18 protein-coding genes and 1 pseudogene are annotated in these 23,287 nt (G+C 66.4%); 9 read left to right on the top strand and 10 right to left on the bottom strand.

From position 1 onward, the window contains the following. Nucleotides 1-30: 30 nt before the first annotated feature. A complete protein-coding gene (locus ASC45_RS14130; RefSeq protein WP_055451676.1) occupies nucleotides 31-1,074 on the top strand; it encodes a DUF2235 domain-containing protein in 1,044 nt (347 codons plus the stop codon). On the opposite strand, the gene ASC45_RS14125 is transcribed toward ASC45_RS14130, so the two are convergent. Next, on the bottom strand, nucleotides 1,062-4,889 hold the full coding sequence (locus ASC45_RS14125; protein ID WP_055451675.1) for a DUF748 domain-containing protein: 3,828 nt from the start codon (nucleotides 4,887-4,889) through the stop codon (nucleotides 1,062-1,064). The two genes, ASC45_RS14130 and ASC45_RS14125, sit on opposite strands and share 13 nt — an antisense overlap. 125 nt (nucleotides 4,890-5,014) lie before the next feature. Here ASC45_RS14125 and ASC45_RS14120 point away from each other — a divergent pair, with 125 nt between their 5' ends. Together ASC45_RS14120 and ASC45_RS14115 are read left to right on the top strand one after the other, a co-directional pair. Then, on the top strand, nucleotides 5,015-6,295 hold the full coding sequence (locus ASC45_RS14120; protein ID WP_055451674.1) for a putative Na+/H+ antiporter: 1,281 nt from the start codon (nucleotides 5,015-5,017) through the stop codon (nucleotides 6,293-6,295). A gap of 21 nt (nucleotides 6,296-6,316) precedes the next feature. After that, nucleotides 6,317-7,222 carry an NAD(P)-dependent oxidoreductase gene (locus tag ASC45_RS14115; protein ID WP_055451673.1) on the top strand — a complete coding sequence of 302 codons (906 nt, stop codon included), beginning with the start codon at nucleotides 6,317-6,319 and terminating at the stop codon, nucleotides 7,220-7,222. Between the two features lie 66 nt (nucleotides 7,223-7,288). On the opposite strand, the gene ppa is transcribed toward ASC45_RS14115, so the two are convergent. The 4 genes from ppa to ASC45_RS14095 all read right to left on the bottom strand — a co-directional run bounded on the left by ppa (nucleotide 7,289) and on the right by ASC45_RS14095 (nucleotide 9,640). Further along, nucleotides 7,289-7,819, bottom strand: a complete 531-nt coding sequence (ppa, locus tag ASC45_RS14110) for an inorganic diphosphatase (protein ID WP_055451699.1) — start codon at nucleotides 7,817-7,819, stop codon at nucleotides 7,289-7,291. A gap of 56 nt (nucleotides 7,820-7,875) precedes the next feature. Then, nucleotides 7,876-8,589 (bottom strand): BON domain-containing protein, encoded by a 714-nt coding sequence (locus ASC45_RS14105; protein WP_055451672.1) that lies wholly within the window; start codon nucleotides 8,587-8,589, stop codon nucleotides 7,876-7,878. Further along, complete coding sequence (locus ASC45_RS14100) at nucleotides 8,586-9,185, bottom strand: phosphoheptose isomerase (RefSeq protein WP_055451671.1); 600 nt, start codon at nucleotides 9,183-9,185, stop codon at nucleotides 8,586-8,588. Before ASC45_RS14100 ends, ASC45_RS14105 begins: the two co-directional genes overlap by 4 nt. A gap of 74 nt (nucleotides 9,186-9,259) precedes the next feature. Next, nucleotides 9,260-9,640 (bottom strand): YraN family protein, encoded by a 381-nt coding sequence (locus ASC45_RS14095; RefSeq protein WP_425427639.1) that lies wholly within the window; start codon nucleotides 9,638-9,640, stop codon nucleotides 9,260-9,262. Here ASC45_RS14095 and rsmI point away from each other — a divergent pair. Then, nucleotides 9,639-10,520 (top strand): 16S rRNA (cytidine(1402)-2'-O)-methyltransferase, encoded by an 882-nt coding sequence (gene rsmI, locus ASC45_RS14090; RefSeq protein WP_055451669.1) that lies wholly within the window; start codon nucleotides 9,639-9,641, stop codon nucleotides 10,518-10,520. The two genes, ASC45_RS14095 and rsmI, sit on opposite strands and share 2 nt — an antisense overlap. Nucleotides 10,521-10,534: 14 nt before the next feature. Here the strand turns inward: rsmI and ASC45_RS14085 are convergent, their stop codons facing one another. Further along, complete coding sequence (locus ASC45_RS14085; protein ID WP_245610073.1) at nucleotides 10,535-12,772, bottom strand: sensor domain-containing diguanylate cyclase; 2,238 nt, start codon at nucleotides 12,770-12,772, stop codon at nucleotides 10,535-10,537. 336 nt (nucleotides 12,773-13,108) lie between these two features. On the opposite strand from ASC45_RS14085, the gene ASC45_RS14080 reads away from it, so the two are divergent. The 5 genes from ASC45_RS14080 (at nucleotide 13,109) to parC (ending at nucleotide 19,576) form a co-directional block, all read left to right on the top strand. Continuing rightward, nucleotides 13,109-13,492: a hypothetical protein gene (locus ASC45_RS14080; protein WP_055451667.1), complete on the top strand. Its 384-nt coding sequence runs from the start codon at nucleotides 13,109-13,111 to the stop codon at nucleotides 13,490-13,492. Further along, entirely contained in the window at nucleotides 13,492-14,301 is an 810-nt protein-coding gene (locus ASC45_RS14075; protein ID WP_082454455.1) for a GDSL-type esterase/lipase family protein, read from the top strand. Before ASC45_RS14080 ends, ASC45_RS14075 begins: the two co-directional genes overlap by 1 nt. A 266-nt stretch (nucleotides 14,302-14,567) precedes the next feature. Continuing rightward, nucleotides 14,568-15,071 (top strand): GlcG/HbpS family heme-binding protein, encoded by a 504-nt coding sequence (locus ASC45_RS14070; RefSeq protein WP_055451666.1) that lies wholly within the window; start codon nucleotides 14,568-14,570, stop codon nucleotides 15,069-15,071. A gap of 193 nt (nucleotides 15,072-15,264) precedes the next feature. After that, a complete protein-coding gene (locus ASC45_RS14065; protein WP_055451665.1) occupies nucleotides 15,265-17,223 on the top strand; it encodes a DNA topoisomerase IV subunit B in 1,959 nt (652 codons plus the stop codon). A gap of 19 nt (nucleotides 17,224-17,242) precedes the next feature. Next, nucleotides 17,243-19,576, top strand: coding sequence for a DNA topoisomerase IV subunit A (parC, locus tag ASC45_RS14060; RefSeq protein WP_055451664.1), 2,334 nt, complete (start codon nucleotides 17,243-17,245; stop codon nucleotides 19,574-19,576). 73 nt (nucleotides 19,577-19,649) lie between these two features. Here the strand turns inward: parC and ASC45_RS14055 are convergent, their stop codons facing one another. The 4 genes and pseudogenes from ASC45_RS14055 to ASC45_RS14040 all read right to left on the bottom strand — a co-directional run. Beyond that, the gene (locus tag ASC45_RS14055) at nucleotides 19,650-20,159 is read right to left on the bottom strand and encodes an OmpA family protein (protein WP_055451663.1); all 510 of its coding nucleotides are present in this window, start codon (nucleotides 20,157-20,159) and stop codon (nucleotides 19,650-19,652) included. A gap of 126 nt (nucleotides 20,160-20,285) precedes the next feature. Next, complete coding sequence (locus ASC45_RS14050) at nucleotides 20,286-21,404, bottom strand: calcium:cation antiporter (protein WP_055451662.1); 1,119 nt, start codon at nucleotides 21,402-21,404, stop codon at nucleotides 20,286-20,288. A 69-nt stretch (nucleotides 21,405-21,473) separates the two neighbouring features. Beyond that, nucleotides 21,474-21,926 (bottom strand): RidA family protein, encoded by a 453-nt coding sequence (locus tag ASC45_RS14045; RefSeq protein WP_055451661.1) that lies wholly within the window; start codon nucleotides 21,924-21,926, stop codon nucleotides 21,474-21,476. A 263-nt stretch (nucleotides 21,927-22,189) separates the two neighbouring features. Continuing rightward, nucleotides 22,190-23,286: pseudogene (locus ASC45_RS14040) on the bottom strand (IS3 family transposase); the annotation flags it as partial. Between the last annotated feature and the right edge of the window lies 1 nt (nucleotide 23,287).

Below are 23,287 nucleotides of genomic sequence, written 5' to 3'. Positions count from 1 at the left end.
CGGTTCCTCGTTGACGCGCGCCATCTCACCATGAAACGTATCGCCCTCTTTGCCGACGGCACCTGGAGCAAGCCCGATCAGCGGGCGGGGGACGTCGCCACCCCGACCAATGTGGTGAAACTCTCGGTGGCCGTGGCCGGGGAAGACAGCCATGGCACCGCCCAGATCGTGTTCTACCAGAAAGGCCTGGGCGAACAGGGCAACCTGTGGGACAAGCTCACCGGCGGCGCTTTCGGCATGGGCATCTCGGCGAACATCCGCGAGCTCTACCTGTTTCTGGTGCAGAACTACCACCCCGGCGACGCGATCTATCTGTTCGGCTTCAGCCGGGGCGCCTACACCGTGCGCAGTGTGGGCGGACTGATTCGCAATTGCGGCATTCTTCGACCGCAGTTCGTCGATCGCATCGGCGACGCCTATGCGCTCTACCGCGACCGCACGCCCGACAGCCACCCCGATGCGCCGCAGTCCAAGGCCTTTCGCGAGGCCTATGCCTGGCCGGATGCGCCGATCGAACTCATCGGCGTGTGGGACACGGTGGGCGCCCTGGGCATTCCGGTCACGCCGCTGCGTTTCTGGACCAAATCGCTCTACGAATTTCACGACGTGGCCCTGAGCAGCCATGTGCGCTACGGCTACCAGGCGCTGGCCATCGACGAGCGGCGCAAACCCTTCGTTCCCACGCTGTGGCAGACGCAGAGCCATGCCACCGATCAGGTGGTGGAACAGGCGTGGTTTCCCGGCACGCATGGCGACGTGGGGGGCGGGCAGGTGCAAACGGGTCTGTCCGACAGCGCCCTGCTGTGGATGGCCGATCGTGCCCAGCGCTGCGGCCTGGCGCTCGACCCGGCGCTGCTGCCGCCGCACGGCGAGCCCGCGGCGCCGATGGGCAACAGCATGACGCCGTTCTACCGGCTGCTGGGCGAACGCGAACGCCAGCCCGGGGTCGCCAACCCCGCCAGCCGCGAGGGGGTGCATACCTCCACGCTCAGCCGACACTCCGCGCTGCCCGACTACCGCCCTGCGGCGCTGGAGCGATTTCTCGCCATGCGGCCGGTCACTTACCTGCCCTGAGCCGCACTCGCGGCGACCGCGGGTGAACCTTCTGCCGCGCCCGCAGTGCCCGCAGCGCCCTGCCCGGCGCGCAGACCGAGCGTAAGGGTCACGCCTTTTTCATCGGTCTTGTCGTCAGCCTGAACGGATTTGCCCAGTTGCACCCGCGCCACCGGCAGCGCCTTGGTGCCCGTGGTCAGCGCAGCGAACACGGCCTTGGCCCGCGCCTGCGCCAGCGCGTCGAGGGTCGAGGGCGTAATCGTCACGGCCTTGGCCAGTTGGGCCAGCATGGCCTGCAACAGGTCCTGCTCGTTGGCGCCCGCGGGCAGCGATTTTTTCAGCGCGTCCAGGGCGCTGGTGGGGTGCTGATCGAGGTAGAGAGCATTGATGGCGTTGCGGGTGCGGGCGTTGCCCAGGTCGAGCGGCCCTGGGCGCGCATCGGGCGGAACGGTCACGCCCAGCTTGGCCAGCACCTCGCGGCGGACGGCGGCCTCCTGCAGCGCGGCCGTGTCGCGCTGGGCGTTGTACGTGGGTGGCACCTGCAGTTCCAGCCTTGGGCGTTTGAACAGGGCCTCGGCAATGTGCAACAGCTTCTCGCGCTCGGGCGGGGCGAGTATCGCGCTGCCTGCGGTGAAATGCACGGCCTGCGGCGTGGCGTTGTCGCCACCGCCGAGCAGCGCGCCCAGCGCACGGAACGGCGCGGTGACGATCTTGGTCAGCACGTTGACGATGGCATGCCAGATGATGCCGCCGTAGCTGAACTTCGGGTTGTTCAGATCGCCATGCACCGGCAGGTCAATGTCGATCACGCCTTCGCTGTTTTCAAGCACGGCAATGGCCAGATCGAGCGGCAGGTTGACGGCCTCGGGGCTGTCGACATGGGGGCCGAGCTTCAGGCGGGTGATGGTGAACTGGTTGTTGCCCTGCATCTGCGCTTTCTCGATCTTGTATTCGAGCTTGGCGTCGAGCCTGCCCGACTTGATGGTGCGCCCGGCGAACTTGCCCGAATAAGGCGAGATCGACGCCATGTCGAGGTTGCGGAAATCGAGCGTGACATCGGTATCGTTGGTGGCGCGGAAAGGCTGCAGCCGCCCGCGCACCTTGGCCTGACCGTAGTCGTTGACCTGGCCGTCGAGCTCGATCTGCGCGCTGCTGTCGGGTGCGTCCGAAAGCCCGTTGATCACGCCGCTGAGCTTTTGCATGCGCACGCGGAAATCGGGCTTGATGGACTGGTCGGTGAAATCCACGTCGGCATTGACGATGGCCGTGCGGTCGATGTTCAAGGCCAGCGGCAGCGGCTTGTCGGCCGCACCCTGCGCCGGCGACGACGGCGGGCTCGCCACGGGTTTACGCGTCAGCAAAATGGCCTGCACGTTGAGCGTGCGGTCGGGGTTGATGACGATGCGGCCGTAGGGCTCGATCGCCTGCAGCACCGTCATCTGCACCGACAGCGGCGCGGAATCGACGCGCAGCCCGGTGGCCGCCAGCTTGCGCCAGCCGAGAAAGGGCGTACGCCCCTCGGGCTCGACCAGCGCCAGATTGTCCACCTGCGCGACGCCGTCATACCGCACCTGCGGCACCGCGCTCCGCCCCGGGCTCAACTGCACCGTGCCCTCGGCCGAGGCCGTACCGCTGGTGAGCAGCAGCCGCACATAAGGCTTGAGCAGCGAGCCGAAGGGGGTCAGTGCCAGTTGATCGAGCCGCACCTTCAACTTGCCGGCCAGCGGCTGCGGCGCGATCTGCCCCTGCGCGCTGAACTGCCCGCCCTGCGCCAGGGCGAAGCGCACCTGCAGCGGCACGGGCTTGCGCAAATCCAGGCTCAGATGCTGCGCGCTAACCTGACCGCGCACCAGGTCGAGGCGGATCGGCGCGGGCGCGGTGTTGTCGTCGATGCGGGCACCGAGATTGCGCAGGCTCAGACTCTGCAGCTGCACATCGGCAGGTGGCCCCGAACGGCTCGGCGCTTTGGCGGCGGCGGGTCGGGCTGCCGCAACAGGCTGGAAGGCCAGCGCCCAGTTGAGCCCGCCGGGGTTCAGCGCCACGTCGGCGTGCAGCGCGTCCACCTCCAGAGGCCCGGCCTGCACGCGGGGCGCACCGGCGCCGGGCAGGCTGATCTGCGTGGCCCCGAGTTGCAGCGTCTTCCACTGCGCCAGTGGCCTGCCCGCGCTGTCCAGACGCAGCGTGCCTGCCTGCAGGCGCAGATCGCGAGCCTGCACCTGAGCGGGGCTGCCGGGGGCCAGCGTGGCGCTCAGCGCCGAGTTCAGTTCGACGTGCGCGAGCTGGAGCTGCAAGGGCTGTCTGAAGCTCTGGTCGGTGTAGTCCAAAGCCTGCACCCTACCGGCGACGCGACCGACATCCACCGTCCACGCCGCGGCTGAAGGCGCCTTGGCGGCTGCCGCTGCGCTCGTCTTGAGCCCGGGCGACGCCTGTGGCGCCGCGGCGCTCAGCCGCTGCACAAGGTCGATCTGGCCGTCGGCCAGACGCTTGAGCTGCAGCCGGGCCGCATCGAGCTGCAACGCGCCGAGTTGCAGGCGATGCTGCGCCAGATCGGCCTGCGCCGCATCGATCTGCAAGGTCGTCAAATTCAGCCAGGGCGGCGCCTGCGGGCTCTGCTGCGGCTGCAGGCGCAGATCGGAAAGCGCCAGTTGCGGCAGTTGCACGGTCTGCTTGGCCAGATCGCCGGTGCCGGCCTGCGTTTGCAAACTCGCGGCCTGCAGCGCCGCCTGCCCGATCTGCCCGGAGAGCCCCAGCAGTTGCAGCGGGCCGAAACCGGCCTGGCGCGTGGCTCCGTCGAAACGCGCGCCATCGAGCTTCGCCGACTGCAAGGTCAGCCGGGCATTGCCCGAGTCGGCCTGCAGACCCTCGAGGGCGATGGTCTGCAGCGAGGCGATGCGCGTCGAGCCGTCGACCCTGCCCTGAGCCACCCGCAGGTCTTGCCACTGCACCGATGCATCCGCAGCCTTGGCCTGCAGGCCACGCAACTGCGCGCCGAGATCGTTGACCGCCCAAAGAAGGCCACTTCGGCCCAGCACCGCGCTGTAGGCGGCGCTCAAGCTGGCGGTGCCCGAGGCGATCTGCAGCGTGCGCGCCAGACCCGGCACGGCGTGCGCTGCTGCGGCCAGGTCCAGACCGGTGAGTTCGGCCTGCCCGCCCGACACCAGCGGGTTGAGGCCGACGTAGCCCTTCCATCGCAGCGTGGCTTTCTGCTCGGGCAGCATCAGGCTGATGGCATAGTCACCGCGCGCCTTGGGCAGGGTGGACAGCGCATCGATCTGAACATCGAGCGGTGTGAGCTGCGTGACATAGGGATGGTCACGATCGGCATCGGCATAGCGCAAGGTGCCGCCTGCAATCTGCAAGTGCTCGATCACCACGCGCGGGATGGTGTCCGACGGTTTGGACGGCTTGGCGCCACCTTGAAGCGCGCGCACCAAGGCATCCCAGTTCATCGCCCCACCCTTGGCGATGGCCACGTTCACATCGGGCCGGTCGAGGCGGATCTGATGAAAGGTCCAGGCCCAGTGCCAGAGGCTGGCCGGGGCGAAATCAACGAACAGCCGTGTGAACCCCGCCAGCGGCACGCCCTGGGAGGTGGCGAGCCTGAAGTCGTCCACCGTGAGGTCCAGGCGCAGCGGATCGAACGCCACCTTGCCCACCGTGGCCCGGCTGTCGAGCTTGGACTGCGCCAGCTTCGGGATGTAGTGCTGCGCCAGCGGCCCCACCGCGAGGTAGCCGAAAGCCAGGTAAAACACGATGAGCCCGGCTGCGATGAGCACCGGCAGGCTGAGCAGCACACGGCGCAGTCGTTCCCAGACGGTGGATGCAGTGGCGGACATCGAGACCTCACGGTTGATCGGTTGTTCGGCATTATGGCTCCGCGCCGGGGAGCACACGGTCAGCCGATACCATGAGGCCATGATCCTTCATGCTTGGCCTCATCTGTGAAAGCCCAACGATTCCCATGACAGAAACCCAGCCCGCTTTCGTTCAATACCTGGGTGCCACGCTTTTTGCCGTGGCCGTACTCCACACGTTTTCCACCAAGTTCTTCGAGAACCTGGCGCACCGGCAGACGGCGCATGCCGGGCTGTGGCATCTGCTGGGCGAAGTCGAAGTGGTGTTCGGCTTCTGGGCCATGGTGCTGATGGTGTTTCTGTTCTTCAGCCTGGGACATCACGAGGCGGTGGCCTATCTCGACTCGCGCAATTTCACCGAGCCGCTGTTCGTATTCACCATCATGGTCATTGCGGGCACGCGGCCCATTCTTCAGCTCGCCGGGGACGTGGTCAACGTGCTGGCGCGCGCGGTTCCCCTGCGCGGCGAGGTGATGTTCTATGCGCTGGTGCTCATCGTGGTGCCGCTGCTGGGTTCGTTCATCACCGAACCTGCGGCCATGACCCTCGCGGCCCTGCTGCTGCGTGAACGGGTGTTCGGCGGCGCCGTCTCGACGCGGCTGAAGTACGTCACCCTCGGCGTGCTGTTCGTCAACGTCTCTATCGGCGGCACGCTGACCCATTTCGCCGCGCCGCCCGTCTTGATGGTGGCGTCCACCTGGCAATGGGATCTGGGGTTCATGCTCAGCCAGTTCGGCTGGAAGGCGGCGATCGCGGTCACCATCAACGCGCTGGGCGCCACGCTGCTGTTCCGGCAGGAACTGTCCATCCTCGATCGCATGCCCGCGGTGCAAAGCCAGACCGCTGCGCCGCTGCGCGCGCCGCTGAGCGTCATCGCGGTGCACATGCTGTTCCTGGCAGGGGTGGTGGTGTTCGCCCATCACCCCGTCGTCTTCATTCCCCTGCTGTTGTTCTTCCTCGGATTCGTCACCGCTTACGCGCGTTTCCAAGACCCGCTCATGCTCAAGGAAGGCATGCTGGTCGGCTTCTTCCTGGGCGGTCTTGTGGTGCTGGGCGGACTGCAGCAATGGTGGCTGCAGCCCCTGCTCACCCGCATGGACGCCACCGCCGTGTTCTTCGGCGCCACGGCGCTCACCGCCATCACCGACAACGCTGCGCTGACCTACCTGGGCTCGCTGGTGCAGGGATTGAGCCCCGAGTTCAAATACGCGCTGGTGGCCGGGGCCGTCAGTGGCGGCGGCCTCACGGTCATTGCCAATGCTCCCAATCCTGCGGGCATTGCGCTGTTGCGCCAGACCTTCGACGGCGGCGCCATCCACCCGCTGGGGCTGCTGGGCGCGGCGCTGCTGCCTACCGCAATGGCCATGGCGTGTTTCTGGCTACTCTGACACGACAACCTTTCCACCCTCATGAACGACTCCACCAACTACAACCTTCCTTCTTACGCCGTGGCCTTTCTCGGCCTGGGCGTCATGGGCGACCCGATGGCCGGTCATCTGGTGCGCGCCGGGCACCGCGTCACGGTCTACAACCGCACCGCGAGCAAGGCGCACGACTGGGTGCGCCGCCATGGTGGGCATTCGGCCCCAACCCCGCGCGAGGCCGCGGCCAACGCCGACTTCGTGTTTTCCTGCGTCGGCAATGACGATGACCTGCGCAGCGTGACCCTGGGCGCAGAGGGCGCCTTTGCCGGCATGTCGCCCGGAGCGGTGTTCGTCGACCACACCACGACCTCGGCCGACGTGGCGCGCGAACTGGGCATCGCGGCGCGCGAGCGCGGCCTGTTCTTCATCGACGCCCCGGTATCCGGAGGTCAGGCTGGCGCGCAGAACGGCGCGCTCACGGTGATGTGCGGTGGCGATGCCGACGCCTTCGAGCGGGCGCAGCCAGTCATCCGGGCGTATGCACGCGCGGTGACCCGCCTGGGCGAGCATGGCGCCGGGCAACTCTGCAAGATGGTCAACCAGATCGCCATCGCCGGGGTGGTGCAGAGTCTGGCCGAAGCGCTGGCCTTTGGCGAGCGCGCCGGACTGGATCTGCACACGGTGCTGCAGGTGATCGGCAAGGGCGCCGCGCAGAGCTGGCAGATGGACAACCGCGGCCCTACCATGATCGAAGGCCGCTACGACTTCGGTTTTGCCGTCGATCTGATGCGCAAGGACTTCGGCCTCTGCCTGAATGAAGCCCGCCACAATGGCGCGCGTCTGCCGGTTCTGGCGCTGGTCGATCAGTTCTATGCCGACGTTCAGGCCGCCGGAGGCGGACGGCTCGATACCTCGTCGCTGCTCACGCGGCTGCGCGACAAGAACGTCTGATCGGTGCCCCTTCATGAAGAAGGCCGTCGGCATGCCGACGGCCTTCTTCTTTGAGCCGAACCGTGATTACTTCGCCTTGTAGCGCGCCGCACTGGCGGTGATCTCGGCGCGGGCGGCATCCGCGCCCATCCAGCCTTCGGTCTTGACCCATTTGCCGGCTTCGAGATCCTTGTAATGGTTGAAGAAATGCTCGATCTGCTTGAGCAGTTCCGCCGGCAGATCCTCGGGCTTCTGGATGGTGCGGTACTGCGGCAGCAGCTTTTCCACCGGCACGGCCACGAGCTTGGCATCCACGCCGGCTTCGTCGGTCATTTTCAGCATGCCGATGGGACGGCAGCGCACTACGCAACCATGCACCAGGGGGATGGTGGTGACCACTAGCACATCCACCGGATCGCCGTCTTCCGACAGGGTTTGCGGGATGTAGCCGTAGTTGCACGGATAGTGCATGGCCGTGGACATGAAACGGTCGACAAACAGCGCGCCGCTGCTCTTGTCGACTTCGTATTTCACCGGGGGTGCATGGGCCGGAATTTCAATGACCACGTTGAAATCGTCGGGCAGGCTCTTGCCTGCGGGCACATCGAGCAAACTCATCATCGATCCTTATAAAAAAGCGGGGTTGAAAAGCTCTTATCGCAAGCGGCCTGCCTTTAGTTTGCCGCGCTGGCGGGCGGCGGCGGCGCGTTGGTCTTCTGCGGGTTCTGCATCTGCTGGAGCTGCTGCTCGCTGATGATGTTGAACATGGTCACCACTTTGGACACGCCGGTGGTGTCGCGCGCGATCTGCACCGCGCGGTCGGCCTCGCGCTGCGTCACGATGCCCATCAGATAGACCACGCTGTTGGAGGTGGTGACCTTGAAGGCGTTGCCGAAGATGTCGTGCGCGTCGATCAGCCCCGCGCGCACCTTGGTGGTGATGAGGGTGTCGGTCGCGCTGCGGTTGAGGTCGGCCACCGGGCCGATGTCGATTTCGTTGAGCACCGCCTTCACGTTGGGCACGCCCTTGACGATTTCTTCGGCCTTCTGCTTGTCGGCCTCGTTGGGCACCTGGCCGACCAGCAAAACCTGCTGGTTGTAGCTCACGGCTCGCACATTGGCGTCAGACCCCAAGGCCGATGAGATGCGGTTGTCGGCTTTGAGCTGGATGGTGTTGTCTTCCAGGATGGAGCCCGCCGTGCGGCGGTCGGTCGCCACGTAGGCCGTGGTACCCACCGCGCCCAGACCGAGCACGAAGCAGCCCTGCAACTGCGTGGCGGCGAGCACCACGACGAGCACGCTGGCCGCGCGCCAGAGACGACGTGGCCGTTGCGCGTCGCGCTGAGCAGGAGACGATTGTGAAAAATCGGTTGTGTTGGATTGTGTCATTCCGAGGACTCCGGTTCACCCATCAAGACCCAGTCTAAGCCATCGCAAAGACAGTGCAGAGTCAGCAGATGCACTTCCTGGATGCGCGCGGTGCGGTCATGGGGCACGGCGATGTGCACATCGACCTCGCGCAGCAGGCCTGCCACTCGACCACCCGTGCGCCCGGTCAGGGCCACCACGCTCATGTCACGGGCTTGTGCGGCCCGTATGGCTTCGACGATGCTCGAAGAATTGCCGCTGGTGCTGAAGGCCACGAGCACATCCCCCGGCAGCCCGAGCGCCCGAACCTGTTTGGAGAACACATGGTCGAAGCCATAGTCGTTCGCCACCGCGGTGAGGGCGGAGGTATCCGTCGTGAGCGCAAGGGCGGCCAGTTCGGGACGCTCGCGCTCGAAGCGGCCGACGAGTTCGGCCGCCAGGTGCTGGCTGTCCGCCGCAGACCCGCCGTTGCCGCAGATCAGAATCTTGTGCCCGTTGGACACCGCGGTGGCCAGCACATCCACGGCGCGTGCGATCGGGCCGGTCAGCGACTCGGCCGCCTGATATTTGAGGTCGGCGCTGTCGAAAAAATGCTGCTGAATTCGCTGTTCGAGCATGACGGGACGAAGGTTCAAAACATGGATGTTATTCGCGCCCGCCGCGTCGCGCGTTCTTACCTCATGTTCTCACCTCATTCTTCCGCAGCGAATGCGCCGGGCAGCCAGTCCATCTCCCCAGCCTGCAGCGTCACCACGTCGAAGCGGCAGACCGGCTCTTCGGGCAGGCGCGCGAGGTAGTGCCTCGCCGCCAGCACGATGCGGCGGCGCTTGGTGGCATCGACACTGCCGACCGCGCCCCCGTAGGCCGCATGACTGCGGGCCCGCACCTCGACGAACACCAGGGTGCCGTCCCCATCGCGCATGATCAGGTCGATCTCGCCGCCGCGCACCCGATAATTGCGCTCGATCACCTGCCAGCCACGGGCCTGCAGTTCAGCGCAGGCCTGCGCCTCCGCAGACTGCCCCAGACGGCGCGCCTGCCGCCGCTTCCACCACTGCCCCATTCCCGCCATGTCCTCTCCCCTTGACGCCGCGCTGGCATTCTGCGCCCAGCAGGATTTTCCGCCCGCGCTCTACATGGTGGCCGCCCCCATCGGCAACCTTGCCGACATCAGCCTGCGCGCCCTGGCTGTGCTCCACCACGCCGACCACCTCGCCGCCGAGGACACCCGCGTGGCGCAGCGTCTGCTGGAGGCCTACGGACTGCGCAGGCCCGCATGGCGTTGCGACCAGCACCGCGAGGCCCAGGCCGCGCAGCAGATCGTCGCGGCCATCACCGCCGGGCAGCGCGTGGCCTTTGTCAGCGACGCCGGCACGCCGGGCATCAGCGATCCGGGCAGCCGCATCGCCGCGGCCGTGCAGGCCGCCGGGCAGCGGGTGATTCCCATTCCAGGCGCCAGCGCGGTGACGACGGCGCTCGCCGCCTGCGGGCTGGACCTGCACGCCGGTTTTTGTTTCGCCGGTTTCGCCCCCGAAAAATCGACAGCGCTGCGCAGCTTTCTGCAGACGGCCCTGCAGGGTACGCAGGTGACGGTGTTTTTCGAGGCGCCCCACCGGCTGCACGCCTGTCTGGAGACCCTGCACGCCCTGGACCCGCAGGCCAGTCTCGTTATCGCCAAGGAGCTGACCAAGCAGTTCGAGACCCTGCTGCCCGCTACGCCGCAGGCCGTGCTCGACTGGCTGGCGGCCGATCCCCGCCGCGCGCAGGGCGAATTCGTCGTGCTGCTTCAGCCCCGCGCCCCCGAGGCCACACTCGATGCCATGGCCATCGCCGTGCTGCAGCGGCTGGTGCAGGAACTGCCAGCCTCACGCGCCGCAGCCGTCGCCGCCGATCTCACCGGCCTCAAGCGCGACGTGCTCTATCGCTGGCTACTCGATCAAAAGCAAGGCTGATCCTTCCGGGGCGCTCAGACCGGCGCGCCGGGCTCGGCTGTCCAGATTTCAACGCGGTTGCGTCCGGACTCCTTGGCGCGGTAAAGCGCCTGGTCGGCGCGGTCGAGGAGTTCGTCGGAGTCCGAGATCGACGAGATCGGGAGGAACTCGGCAATGCCGATGCTGGTGGTCAGGGTCATGCCGATCTGCGAGGCCGGCGGCAGACAGCTCGCCTCCTGAATGGCCAGACGCAGACGCTGCGCCACGTCGAACGCCACCTGGCGGTTGGTCTGCGGCAGCAGGATGGCGAATTCGTCCCCCCCCAGCCTGCCGCACAGATCCTGCCCACGCAACTGCTGCATGCAGGTCTGCGCGAAACAGCGGATGACCGCGTCCCCGGTCTGGTGGCCCAGCTGATCGTTGACCAGCTTGAACCGGTCGATGTCCAGCGCCAGAACGGCAAACGGCGTGCCCTCGCGCTGGGCGCGGCGCAGCTCGGCTGCTGCCCGCGCCATGAAATAGCGGCGATTGGGAATGCCGGTGAGGGTGTCGGTATAGGCGAGATTGCGCAGTTCGCTCTCGCGCGCCTTGACTTCGGTGATGTCCTTGAAGGCGAAGATCAGCGCGTCGTCGTCGCGGTAGCGCCCACGGGTCACCGACAGCAGCAGCCAGACCTCGGTGCCGTCGAAACGGCGGAACTGCGCCTCCATGCCGCGCACCACCCCGCCCTCGCGCTGCAGGCGCTGCAAGAGTTGATCGCGGCTGACCGAATCGCCCCAGAGATGGCGCATCGACTGGCCGGCGTATTGCGCATAAGAGCCGCGGAACAGGGCGTCGGCGGCCTTGTTCGAGAACAGCAGCGCCGCATCGGTGGTGCGGGTGATGACCAGGGGAACGGGCGACTCTTCCGCGAGGAAGCGGAAGCGTTGTTCGTCCTCGCTGAGCTGCTGCTGCAGTTGCTTGAGCGCCGTGATGTCCTGCATGCTGGTGACCACGCCAACGATCTGCCGACTCACGGCGTCTCGCACCAGCGCCTTGTTCAGAATCCACACCGTGGGCTCATGATCGGGGTGCAGATACGGCGCCTCGCGCGTGGCCTGCTGGCTGCCCGAAAGCAGTTCGTGGTCCATCTCTTCCCAGATGCGGCCCAGCGTGGTGCCGAGAATCTGTGTTCCGGTGCGGCCGTGAATCTCCGGCCCGCCCAGCCCGACCAGCAGGTTGAAGGCCACATTCACCCGGGTGAACCGGCCCTGCGGATCGCTGAACGCCACCGGGTTGGGCAAGGCGTTGAGCAGCGACTCCTGAAACCGCAATTGCGCCTGCGTCGTGGCCTGGGCGATCTGCAGCGCGGCGGTGCGGCGGTTGACCTTTTTCTCCAGCGTCGCGTTGATGTCGCGCACCTGCTTGAGCGCCTGGGAGCGCTCGTTGGCCAGCAGTCCGGCCAGCAGCAGCGCAGCGGCCATGGCCAGCAGAATGATCTGCATGGACACAAACCGATCGCTGCCCAGCATGCTGTACATCGGGCCGTGATGCAGCACGGTGGCGGTCACGATGACCACGGCGATCAGGGCGTTCAGGCTGGCCGACACCGCCAGTGGCAGCCTCATGGCCGTCCACAGCAGCGGCAGGAATACCAGGCTGGCAAGGCCGATGGGCAGCGCGCTCTGTCCGGTCGGCATGGTGTAGGTCAACAGCGTCCCGACCAAGGCCAACAATGGCGCGAGCACCGTCTCCCAGTGCAAGGAAGCCTTCATCTCCTCCCATGACAGCGCCCGCAGCAAGGCTGCCGCGGGGGTGAGCACCACGATGCTGGTCATGTCGGTGACCCACCACTGCACGCCCAGATCGGGCGTCAGCGGCGTATGGCCGATGCCATAGAACGCGGCAGCCGTAGCGCCGACGGCGGCGGACACGGCCGCTGCCATCATGCCCATGGCCGCGATGAACCAGATCGCATCGGACGTCGTCTGAAACTCCTGCCAGCGGGCCGGACGGCGCCTGAGCACCCACCAACCCAGCAGCGGCCCCAGGGCATCGCCAGCGGCAATGATCAGGCTCGCCTGCAGTCCCCAACCCAGCAAAAGGTAGTTGCTCACCCAGGAAGCCAGCAGGACCGCAGGAACCATCGAAGGCCCTCGCGTGATCAAGGCGAATGCGGCCACCGCGGCAGACGGCCAGAGCACGATTTCCGTCGACCGCACACCGAGCACCAGCCACGCCAGCAACACATAAGACGCCACAATGCCCGCGGACCAGAACAGCCAGCGGGACATGGAGCGTGAGGGCGAGGTGAACATCACAAGGGTGCGGCGGTTAAATAGTCAGCGATTCATTCGAAAAAAGACAAAGTTCTTGACAATCAAGACAAACTACCTAAATCGTTGCAGGATGCGCATTATTGCTGTACGGCGTGAGTGGCTTGCTTGGTCTGGGGGATTCTCATCAACACGGCACGCTTTGTCCGTGAAGTTCGTCACGCTGTTGCCCTGCACGCATCGATGTCTCAGCCGCGAAGTGCCAAAAGTGTGGATTACTGCACAGAGCGCTCAAAAAGAGCCACGCGCATAATTTGCGCCATCGTCGCCCAGCCTCTTTCTCCTCGCACTTCCGTGTTCAAGCTGTTTCGCACCAAGCAGTCCCTCCCCCCGACCGACATTCGAAACGCCCCGACCAGCGAGCTTCGTGGCACCACGCTGGAGGGCTATCACTTCGCCATCCGGGTCGAACGCAACGCGCACGGCCAGGCGCTGGGCCTGATCGGCTGGTTTGGATCCTCGCAGGGCGGTGGCCGGGTCGAATTGCGCCGCGAAGCCGATGGTCTGTGGCGAGATGTCCAAGGTCGGCAGGCCGCGAGCGTGGACGACCTGCTCCCGCCCTCCGTCCGGCGCAGCGCCGCGTGGGCAGCGCAATGGTGCGAAGCCTTGCCGGTCGATGCCATGGCCGAACCCGCCGAATCCGCATCGTCTGCGCAACCTCAAGCCCAGGAGTCCTGATGCCTCCCAAGCACCCCCAACTGCCATCGCGCCGCAGAGCCATGATGCAGGTCGCGGCCGGTGCCCTGCTGCTCGGCTCGTGGCTGCGTCCGATCCCTGCCTTGGCGGCGACCAATCTGGCGACGGTGCCCATCGGGCGCATGGACCTGCCTTGGTGGCGCAAGCGCTTCGAGGCCTCGCTGCAGCAGGTGCGCCACAGCCGGGCGCAACTGGTCTGGCTGGGCGACTCCATCACCCAGAACTGGGAGCGCAACGGGCCGCAGCCCTGGGCCGACTATCAGCCCATCTGGCAGCGCGAGTATGAGCGTTACGACGCGCTCAATTTCGGTTTCATCGGCGACACGACCTCGAGCGTGTTGTGGCGGCTCGATCACGGTCAGGTCGCGGGACTGTCGCCCAAGGTGCTCATCCTCCTGATCGGCGCCAACAACCTCGGGCGACCGCACTGGGGCGCCCATCTCACCGTGCCCGGCATCGAAGCCGTGGTCGACAAGGTGCATCAGTTGCTGCCCGACACCCAGGTGCTGCTGCTGGGGGTGCTGCCCAGTCGGCGTTCAGCCTGGATCAGCGAACAGACGCTCAAGATCAATGCCGCGCTGGCTGCACGCTACGCCCACAGCAAGCGGGTGACCTTCATGGATGTGGGGCATGTATTGCTCGACGCCCAAGGCAAGCCCGACCCCAACCTCTACCTCGAAGGCCACGAGCCGCGTCAGACCGTGCTGCTGCACCCCGACGCGCAGGGCATGGAGCGCATCGCGCAGGCCATCACCCCGACGTTGGATCGGCTCATGCAGCAGGCTCGCTGAATCGGCCTTTCCTCCTGGGCGCAAGGCCCAGGAGCCTGTCGGGCTTGAGGATCGCGGGCTGCAAAATGGCCCTGCAGCGCCCTGTGGCAGCGGCTTTTTGCCCCATAGCTCGGGCTATGGAGCTGCAAATCCGCCGCCCATGGCATCCGCAGGCCCATTTTTCGCCATCCGCGCCCCAAGCCCGACAGGCTCCTCGGAAGCTGTGGAATACTGCCTCACGCACGCACCCTGCCCATTTCCACAACAACCCTTTGCAGGAGACAAACATGAGTGCTTCCCTTCGCTTTCGTTTACCCCTGGCCGTCAGCCTGTGCGCCGCGCTGGCATCGCCCGCCTTCGCGGCCGAACCGCTCACGGTGACCGTGCACCGCCTCACGCTCGATGCCGCCGAGCGCATCGCGCAGGGCGCGATCAAGGCCTGCCGGGCCAAGGGGCTGCAGGTCAGCGCCACGGTGGTGGACCGCAACGGCATCGTGCAGGCCACCTTGCGCGACACCCTGGCCCCGCCCGTCTCGCTCGACATCAGTCGGCAGAAAGCCTATACCGCAGCCATGTTCGGCATCAAGGGCACGGCGATGGGGCCTCAGGCCGCCTCGCCTCTGGCCCTGCTGGGTGACGGCCTGGCCTTCACCGCAGGCTCGGTGCCGATCGAGGCCGGAGGGCGCATGTACGGCGCCGTGGGCGTGAGCGGTGCGCCCGATGGCAAGGTCGACGAGGCATGCGCCCAGGCCGGGCTCGACGCCGTCTTGCCCGATCTGGAAATGCAGTAAGCCTGCCTACAATCCATCCCAGACCCGCTTCGCGTGATGCGGGTCTGTCCCCGCAACGGCCTGCCTGTTTTTTGGGCAGCCCGATTGACCCGCGTGAAATCAGGGCTTTGAGCCCATCCGGTGTGACATTTTCCCCAGCCGCTGGGGATAACTGGGCACCGGAGGCCTCCCTGTGGATAATTTTTTCCGACCCATGGCCAGTCGCCGACCACCCGCTTATTCCGAATCGTCCATCCGTGTGCTGAAGGGGCTAGAACCCGTGCGCCAGCGGCCGGGCATGTACACCCGCACCGACAACCCGCTGCACATCGTGCAGGAGGTGATCGACAACAGCGCCGACGAGGCCCTGGGCGGCTACTGCCATCACATCGCGGTCACACTGCATGCCGATGGCAGCGTGAGCGTGGAAGACGATGGCCGCGGCATCCCCTTTGGCATGCACCCGGACGAGAACGCGCCGGTGGTCGAGCTGGTGTTCACCCGGCTGCATGCCGGCGGCAAGTTCGACAAGCTGCAAGGCGGCGCCTACAGCTTCTCGGGCGGTCTGCATGGCGTGGGTGTTTCGGTGACGAATGCGCTGGCGGCGCGGCTGGAGGTCACCGTCTGGCGTGACGGACAGGTCGCGCATCTGGTGTTCGCGGGCGGCGAGGTCATCGAACCGCTGACGATACGAAAGGCCACGCGCGACGAGCGCAAAAGCGGCACGCGCGTGCGCGTCTGGCCCGACGCCAAGTACTTCGACAGCCCGCATCTGCCGCTGGCCGAACTCACCCACCTTCTGCGCAGCAAGGCCGTGCTGCTGCCAGGCGTGAAGGTCGATCTGATCCAGGAAAAATCGGGTGAGACCGCGCACTGGGAATATGCCCGCGGTCTGCGTGACTATCTGCAGACCAGCCTGAGCGCAGATCCCTTCATCGACCTGTTCGAAGGCGAGCACTACGCAGGTGCCGCTGACAGCGAGAGCTTCGCCGAAGGCGAAGGCGCGGCCTGGTGCGTGGCCTTCACCGATGAAGGCACCGTGCTGCGCGAGTCTTACGTCAACCTCATTCCCACACCGGCTGGCGGCACGCACGAGGCCGGCTTGCGCGAGGGTCTGTTCCAGGCCGTCAAGGGTTTCATCGAACTGCACAACCTGCTGCCCAAGGGTGTGAAGCTGCTGCCCGAAGACGTGTTCGCGCGGGCCTCCTTCGTGCTCTCGGCGCGGGTGCTCGACCCGCAGTTCCAGGGCCAGATCAAGGAGAAACTCAACAGCCGCGACGCGCTGCGCCTGGTCGCCCAGGCGGTGCGCCCCATGCTCGAGCTCTGGCTGCACGAGCGGGTGGACCAGGGCCGCAGGCTCGCCGAACTGGTCATCCGCCAGGCACAGAGCCGCCTGCGCGCGGCGCAGAAAGTCGAGAAGAAAAAGGGCTCGGGCGTGGCCGTGCTGCCGGGCAAGCTGACCGACTGCGAAAGCCGCGACGTGGCGCGCAACGAGCTGTTTCTCGTCGAGGGCGATTCCGCCGGGGGCTCGGCCAAGATGGGCCGCGACAAAGAGTTCCAGGCGGTGCTGCCGCTGCGCGGCAAGGTGCTCAACGCCTGGGAGGTGGAGCGCGACCGGCTGTTCGCCAACACCGAGATCCACGATATCGCCGTGGCCATCGGCGTCGATCCGCACGGCAAGAGCGACGCGCCCGATCTGTCGAACCTGCGCTACGGCAAGATCTGCATCCTGAGCGATGCCGATGTGGACGGCTCGCATATCCAGGTCTTGCTGCTCACCCTGTTCTTCCGCCACTTTCCCACGCTCATCGAACGCGGTCACGTCTTTGTGGCCCGCCCCCCTCTCTACCGCCTCGACGCGCCCGCGCGCGGCAAGAAACCCGCGCAAAAAATCTATGTGCTCGACGACGCCGAGCTGCTGGCCGCGCAGGACAAGCTGCGCAAGGACGGGCTCAAGGAGGGCGCCTGGCAGATCTCGCGCTTCAAGGGCCTGGGCGAAATGAGCGCCGAGCAGCTCTGGGACACCACGCTCAATCCCGACACCCGCCGTCTGTATCGCGTGCGGCTAGACGATTGCCAAGAGCTTTTTCATCAGCTCATGGGCAAGGGCGAAGCCCAGGCGCGCCGCGCGCTGATGGAGGAATACGGCGACCAGATCGAAGTCGACATCTAAGGCCTGCCAACGCTGAACCATGACCGAACAAGCCCCCCTCGAATTCGACTCCCGGCCCGAAGACGACGCCGATACGCTGGCGCTGGGCGACTATGCCCGCAGCGCCTATCTCGACTATGCCATCTCGGTGGTCAAGGGCCGCGCCCTGCCCGACGTGTGCGACGGCCTCAAACCGGTGCAGCGGCGCATCCTCTACGCCATGTGGCGCATGGGGCTGGCGGCAGACGCCAAGCCGGTCAAGTCGGCCCGCGTGGTCGGCGACGTGCTCGGCCGCTTTCACCCGCATGGCGACCAGGCCGCCTACGACGCGCTGGTGCGGCTGTCGCAGGACTTCGCGCAGCGCTATCCGCTGATCGACGGCCAGGGCAACTTCGGTTCGCGCGATGGCGACGGGGCCGCGGCGATGCGCTACACCGAAGCGCGGCTTGCCCCCATCGCCCGTCTGCTGCTGGCCGAGATCGACGCGGGCACTGCCGACTTCATTCCCAACTACGACGGCTCGACCACCGAGCCCCGCCTGCTGCCCGCGCGCCTGCCCTTCGTGCTGCTCAACGGCGCCAGCGGCATCGCCGTGGGCATGGCCACCGAGATCCCCTCGCACAATCTGCGTGAGGTGGCCAGCGCCTGTGTCGCCCTGCTCAAAAACCCCAGGCTCGAACTCGCCGACGTGCTGGCGCTGATGCCCGGCCCCGACTTCGCCACCGGTGGCCAGCTCATCTCCAGCCCGCAGGAGATCGCCGCGGCCTATGCCAGCGGTCGCGGCAGCCTGAAGGTGCGGGCGCGCTGGACCATCGAGGAACTGGCGCGGGGCCAATGGCAACTGGTCGTCAACGAACTGCCGCACGGCACCAGCAGCCAGCAGGTGCTCGAAGAAATCGAGGAGCTCAGCAACCCCAAGATTCGCCCCGGCAAGAAGGCCCTCGCGCCCGAGCAGATCGCGCTCAAGCAGGTCATGCTCAATCTGCTCGACACCGTGCGCGACGAGTCGGGCCGCGAGGCCGCGGTGCGGCTGGTGTTCGAGCCGCGCAGCTCGCGCATCGACGTGAACGAGTTCGTCAACACCCTGCTCGCCCGCACCAGCCTCGAAACCAGCGTGCCGATCAATCTGGTTGTGATCGGCAGCGACGGCAAGCCGCGCCAGAAGGGGCTGATGGACATGCTTCGTGAGTGGGTCGCCTATCGCCGCGACACCGTGCAGCGCCGCTCGCGCCACAGGCTGGAGCAGGTCAACGCGCGCATCCACATCCTCGAAGGCCGGCAGCAGGTGCTGCTCAACCTCGACGAGGTGATCGAAACCATCCGCAACAGCGACGACCCCAAGCCCGCGCTGATGGCGCGCTTTACCCTCACCGAACTGCAGGCCGATGACATTCTCGACATGCGGCTGCGCCAGCTCGCCCGGCTGGAGGCCATCCGCATCGACAAGGAACTCGCGGCCCAGCGCGTCGAGCAGGCCGATCTGCAGAAGCTGCTGGCCGACGAGAAGGCCATGACCCGCCGCATCATCAGCGAGATCGAGGCCGACGCCAAGGCCTATGGCGACGACCGCCGCACCCTCATCCAGTTTGATGAGCGCGCCGTGGCCGAGGTCAAGGTGGTCGACGAACCCGTCACGGTCATCGTGTCGCAGAAAGGCTGGCTGCGCACGCAGAAGGGCCACGGCCTTCTGCTGTCCGCCCTCACCTTCAAGCCTGGTGATGCGCTCTATGCCACGTTCGAGTGCCGCAGCGTCGATGCGCTGGTGGTGCTCGGCAGCGACGGCCGGGTGTACTCGATCGATGTGGCCGACCTGCCCGGCGGCCGGGGCGACGGCCAGCCCGTCACCACCTTCATCGAACTCGCACCGGGCACGCAGGCGCTGCACTATCTCGCAGCCGCCCGCACCACCCCCATGCTGCTGTGGACGGCGCAGGGCCTGGGCTTTGTCGCGCGGCTGGGCGATGCGCTGAGCCGCCAGCGCGCAGGCAAGACCTTCATGACGCTGGACGACGGCGATGTGCCGCAGCGACCCCTGATCCTCGGCACCGATGCGGATGGCAACCCGGCAGGCCGACTCGCCCTGCTCAGCTCAGACGGCCGTCTGCTGCTCTATCCGGCCACCGAGGTCAAGGTGCTGTCGCGTGGCGGTCGTGGCGTAACCCTGATGACGCTGGACGCCAGGGAGACGCTGCTCGGCATCGCCCACCTGGCCGCCGAGCGCGAAGCGCTGCTGGTCAGCGGCAAAGGCCGTGGCGGCGTCGAGCGCAGCACCAGCCTGAGCAGCACGCAACAGTCCCCTTACGTCGGCAAGCGCGCCAAGCGGGGACGCAAGCTGGAGATCGCTTTCAAGCCCGAACGACTCGATCGCGGCTGAAAACCAAACGTCCTGCGCGAGGCAGGGCGTTTTTGCACGGGGCCGCACTCACCACCGGCTGGCCGCGACGAAATCACTTCACGGTCACTTCGACGCGACGCGCCTCGGCTGCGCTGGCGCCGCCGGTGGTTTCAGCCGGTTTTTCCAGCGCGATGCGATCGGCCGGCACGCCTTGCGCCACCAGGGCATCGCGCACGGCCATGGCGCGCTTCTTCGCCAGCTCGGCATTCAGCGCCGCGGAACCGGTGGCGTCGTGATAGCCACTGATCACCACCGTGTGGCCCTGCGCCACGGCCTCACTGACCTGCTTCAGCGCAGCATCGGCCCCGGTGGCCAGATCGGCCTTGCCGCTGGCGAAATAGAATTTGATCACCCCGTCTTCCACCACCACACGGGCGCCGTCGGCATCGGCCGCCGGTGCGGCGGAACTGGCCACGGCGGGCGCCGACGCGGCCTGCATGACCCCGGCGCCACTGCCGCCATCCTTGATGGCCACGCCCACGATCACCGCGACCGTCGCAAGCACCGTGGCCAGAACCACACCGACGATGGGCACGTGGTTGTCGTCATCCAGAAAAAACATCGCAAATCCTCCTGAGTGTTCTGAATATCACGGCGCGAACCTGTCGGCGCCGATGCGCAACGGGGTAGCCGCGCGGCATTCTAAAGTCCGAGCGTGTCCGACCCGCACAAGGGAGGCGGGCCGCATTCAGGGCACCAGCGTGAGAAACAGGAAAGCGGCAAACACGACCAGATGCACCGCACCGAGCATGAAGTCAGTACGGCGCGAACCCAGCGTCACAAGGCAGACGAGCAGGCTCAGCACCAACAGCACCAGATCCTTGCCTTGCAGGCCGAGATCCATGGGAAGGCCCAGATAGATGGCCACGATCACCACCACCGGAATAGTGAGGCCGATGCTGGCCAGCGCCGAACCCAGAGCGAGGTTCAGACTGGTCTGCAGCCGGTTGGCCAAGTCGGCGCGCACGGCCGCCACGGTTTCAGGCGCCAACACCAACATGGCAATGATCAAACCGATCACGGCACGGGGCAGGCCAGCACCGAGCACCATGGCCTCAATCGAAGGCGAGAGCGTCTTGGCCAGTCCGACGACGGCCACCAGTGCAAGCAACAGTCCGAACAGACTGATCCATGCATCGCGGCTGCTAGGGGCGTGCGCTGCCGAAGGCTGCTCGCCGCCATGGTCGAGATCGAGGAAATAGTCCCGGTGCCGCACCGTCTGTCCGAAGATGAAAACACCCCACAGCACCAGCGAGACCACGGCCGTGAACACCAGTTGCGGCACCGAGTATTGCCCACCGGGCGCACTCGTGGTGAAACGCGGCAACACCAGCGTGAGCACCGAGAGCGCAAGCAGAATGGCCAGCGCAGGCCGAGCGGCCTCTGTTTGAAAAGCCTGCACATGATGTCGCAGACCGCCTGCGAGCAGACTCAGACCGATCACCCCGCCAGTGATGATGAGCACGGTCGCATAGATAGTGTCCCGGGTGAGCGTGGCCGCCTTCGCAGGCTCGGCGGTCATCATCATCGAAACGATGAGTGCTACCTCGATGATCGTCACCGCCAGCGCGAGCACCAGCGTGCCGAAGGGTTCGCCCACCCGATGCGCCACCACTTCAGCATGATGCACCGCGGCGATCACCGCACCGATGAGTGCGAACGCGCTGAGCACCAACACGAAAGCCTGCCCCGGCTGCGCCAGTGCCAGCGCGAGCACGCCCAGGCCCGCAAAGGGCAAGGCCACGAACAGCCGCTCCATCCAGGAAGTCGAGGCCGTCGAGACGAGATCGGACGCGTTATTCGTCATGCGTTCACCTCCCCTGCTGGGTCCGTGCATCAGAGCATGGGAACCCCATCCAGAGCGCCGCGAGCCATTTCAGACCTCGGCGATCAGTTCGATTTCGACGGCGGCCCCCATGGGCAACTGCGCCACGCCAAACGCGCTGCGCGCATGGGCGCCGCGCTCACCGAAGACCTGGGCGATGAGTTCCGACGCGCCGTTGATCACCAGATGGTGTTCGGTATAGCCTGGCGCCGAATTCACCAGACCCAGCAGTTTGACCACCCGCTTCACCCGCTCCAGATCACCCACCGCCGCCTGCAGCGTGCCCAGCAGATCGATGGCGATGGCGCGAGCCGCCTCCTTGCCCGTTGCCGTGTCCATGTCGGTGCCCAGTTGTCCCACCCAGGGCTTGCCGTCCTTCTTGGCGATGTGCCCTGAAAGAAACACGAGATTGCCGGTCTGCACGAAGGGTACATAGGCAGCGGCAGGGGTGGACACCGGGGGCAGGCTGATGCCCAGATCTTTGAGCGTTTGCGCAATCGACATGAGAAGCTCCGACAGGAAAGCCTCAGTTTAGGGCCTGTTGCGAGACGCCCGCGCCCCTAGCAAGCGGCTGGAGTGGAGTGTTGAAAGGTCTTGAAGTGGACTTGGACTTGACCCTTTTACGTGGACAGTTTCGGTCTTGATTCCCGAGATGACCTCGGGGTCAAGGGAGCAGGGTTGTCCACCGGCGGCGTGGCGCAGCCAACGCCGGAGCCGACGGTGGGGAACCCGTGTTCGATGCGCAATGGTGGCGTGACGTCGGCGTTCCTCCTCTCGAAGTTCAGTGGGGACTGGTAGCCCAGCGCGCTGTGGCGACGGCGCGGGTTGTACCAACCCTCGATCCAGGTGAACACGGCCAGGCGCGCTTCGGTCTTGGTCTTGAAGCAGCGACGGTCGAGCAGTTCGCATTCCAGGCTGGCGAAGAAGCTCTCGGCCATGGCGTTGTCGTAGGCGTCGCCGACCGATCCCATCGACGGACGCACGCCCATGGCCTTGCAGCGCTGGCCGAAGGCCACGCTGGTGTACTGGCTGCCCTGGTCGGAGTGATGGATGACGCTGACTGGCTTGCGCTGCTGCACGGCCATGTTCAGCGCGGCCAGGATCAGCTCGGTCTGCAGCGTCTCGCCGATCGACCATCCCACCAGGCGTCGGCTCCAGACATCCAGCACGACGGCCAGAAAGATGAACCCGGCCCAGGTCGGGATGTAGGTGATGTCGGCCACCCACAAAACGTTCGGCGCGTCGGCGACGAAGTGGCGGTTGACCAGATCCGGAGCTGGCCGCTGCCGCTGGTCGCGCTGGGTCGTGACCGCGAAGCCGCGGCGACGGCTGACGCCGCGCAGATGCGCGGCGCGCATGAGGTGGGCCACGCGCTTGGCACTGATACGCTCGCCCTGCTCGATCAGCTCGGCGCGCACGCGCGGCATGCCGTAGGTCGCATCGGAGTCGGCGTAGATCCGACGGATGCGTTCGCTCATGACCGCGTTGCCTGACGCGCGCAGGCTCGGCGGCCGCGCCTTCCAGGCGTAGAAGCCGCTGCTCGAGACGTGAAAGCCCTCACTCATCACGCTCACCGGGAAGGTAGCCTGGTTCGCCAGCATCAGCTCGAAGATGGCGTGGACATCTTCTCGCCTCGCGCCGCGAACCAGGCCGTGGCCTTTGCCAGGATGTCGCGCTCCATCTGCAACTGCTTGACCTGGCGCCGCAGCCTCGACAGCTCGGCGCGCTCAACGGTAGTCAGAACATCCTTGCCGGGCAGCGGATGGACGGCGTCGGCCGCAGCCTGACCGACCCAGTTGATGATGCTCTGCGCGGTACAGCCGAACTCGCGTGCCAGCTCCGCCGGGGTGCGCCCAGCGTGCACG

This window comes from Thiomonas bhubaneswarensis (genome assembly GCF_001418255.1).
In the GTDB taxonomy this organism is placed as follows: Bacteria; Pseudomonadota; Gammaproteobacteria; order Burkholderiales; family Burkholderiaceae_C; genus Thiomonas; species Thiomonas bhubaneswarensis.
This window is presented reverse-complemented; position numbering and strand designations above follow the sequence as displayed.